2 protein-coding genes are annotated in these 1,718 nt (G+C 66.3%); both read right to left on the reverse strand.

From position 1 onward, the window contains the following. Nucleotides 1-150 precede the first annotated feature (150 nt). Nucleotides 151-1,317 carry an L-rhamnose isomerase gene (gene rhaI / locus AC14A7_RS11535; RefSeq protein ID WP_484009171.1) on the reverse strand — a complete coding sequence of 389 codons (1,167 nt, stop codon included), beginning with the start codon at nucleotides 1,315-1,317 and terminating at the stop codon, nucleotides 151-153. After that, nucleotides 1,314-1,658 carry an L-rhamnose mutarotase gene (locus AC14A7_RS11540; protein ID WP_484009173.1) on the reverse strand — a complete coding sequence of 115 codons (345 nt, stop codon included), beginning with the start codon at nucleotides 1,656-1,658 and terminating at the stop codon, nucleotides 1,314-1,316. Before AC14A7_RS11540 ends, rhaI begins: the two co-directional genes overlap by 4 nt. Between the last annotated feature and the right edge of the window lie 60 nt (nucleotides 1,659-1,718).

Genomic DNA, 1,718 nt, shown 5'->3' on the forward strand with positions numbered 1-1,718 from the left:
AGAGCAGCTCGACCGGCTCGCCCGTGACAGGGTCGGTCTCGCGACCCTTGGCCGAGGTGTTGCCACCGGCGTAGTTGGTGACGCGGGGGTCGGAGCCCAAGCGGTTCGAGCGAGCGATCAGCTCGCCTGCGGTTCGATTCACCGTGGTACTCATGCTCCCCATCCCGCCTGTACGCCGCCGACGCGCTCTGCCGCGATCGCCTGAAGGTGACCGGATGCCGCATAGGCCGTCATTGGGTCACCTGGCAGTCCGCGAGCCTCGCGCCACGCAGCCAGGTCGGAGCGCACGTCGGTGTAGAACGCATCCATGAGGATGCCGTTGGCACCGAGCACGTCGCCGTTCACCTCTGCCGCCGCGAGTGCCTCACGATCGACGAGGAGTGCCCGCGCCGTCATCTCCTGCACGTTGAGCACGGAGCGGATCTGGCCGGGAATCTTGTCCTCGACGTTGTGGCACTGGTCGAGCATGAACGCGACCGGGCTGTCGGGCCCGTAGCCGCCGCCGCGAATGACCTCGAACAGGATGCGGAACAGCTGGAACGGGTCGGCCGCACCGACGATGAGGTCGTCATCGGCGTAGAAGCGCGAGTTGAAGTCGAACGAGCCGAGCTTGCCGAGACGCAGCAGCTGCATGACGATGAACTCGATGTTCGTGCCGGGGGCGTGGTGCCCGGTGTCGAGGCAGACCATCGCCCGGTCGCCGAGTGCGGCGACTTGCGCGTAGCTGCTTCCCCAGTCGGGAACGTCGGTGTGGTAGAAAGCCGGCTCGAAGAACTTGTACTCGAGCACGAGCCGCTGCTCAGCCCCGATTCGCTCGTAGATCGCTGCGAGCGACTCGGCGAGGCGATCCTGGCGGCCGCGAAGGTCGACCTGGCCTGGGTAGTTGGAGCCGTCGGCGAGCCAGATCTTGAGGTCGCGGCTTCCGGTGGCGCCCATGATGTCGATGCACTCGAAGTGGTGGTCGATAGCCTTCTGGCGCACGGCGGCATCCACGTGGGTGAGGGAGCCGAACTTGTAGGCATCGTCTTGGAAGGTGTTGCTGTTGATCGTGCCGAGCGCGACGCCAAGGCTCTGCGCGTGGGCGGAGAGGGCGGCGTAGTCCTCGACCTTGTCCCACGGGATGTGCAGGGCGACCGTCGGGGCGAGGCCCGTCAGCTCGTTGACCTTGGCCGCATCCGCGATCTTCTCCTGCGGTGTGCGCGGGGTTCCCGGTGTGCTGAAGACCTTGAAGCGGGTTCCGGAGTTTCCGAATGCCCAGGAGGGCAGCTCGATCGCCTGGCCCTCGAGGAGCGGTGCGATGTCGGTGAACGTGGTCACGATGGGTCCTGTCTTTCTCGCTGGTCTTCAAGGTGAAAAATCTCGGGGATGCGCCGGGCACCCTGGTCTGGCCGCCCGCCCAGGTCGACGAAGAACTCCGCCATCTCTGCCTCCCATGGGGCGGTGGCGGGATTCTCGGCGAGCAGTCGCTGCGACTCGACATCGTCGTCGGTCTCGTAGTAGCCCGTGAGCTGGCCGTCGTCGCGCAGGAACAGCGAGTAGTTGCGGCGGCCGGATGCGGCAATCGCCTCGAGCATCGACGGCCAGACGGCCGCGTGCCGGTCACGGTACTCGTCGAGCCGATCTGGCCTGACCTGCAGCTGGAAGCACACGCGTTCCATCTCGACTCTCCTTTCCATTCGTGAAATAGGTAGTGGGTTCGGGGGGGGGGGGGGGGGGGG

Source organism: Conyzicola sp. (assembly GCF_057073975.1).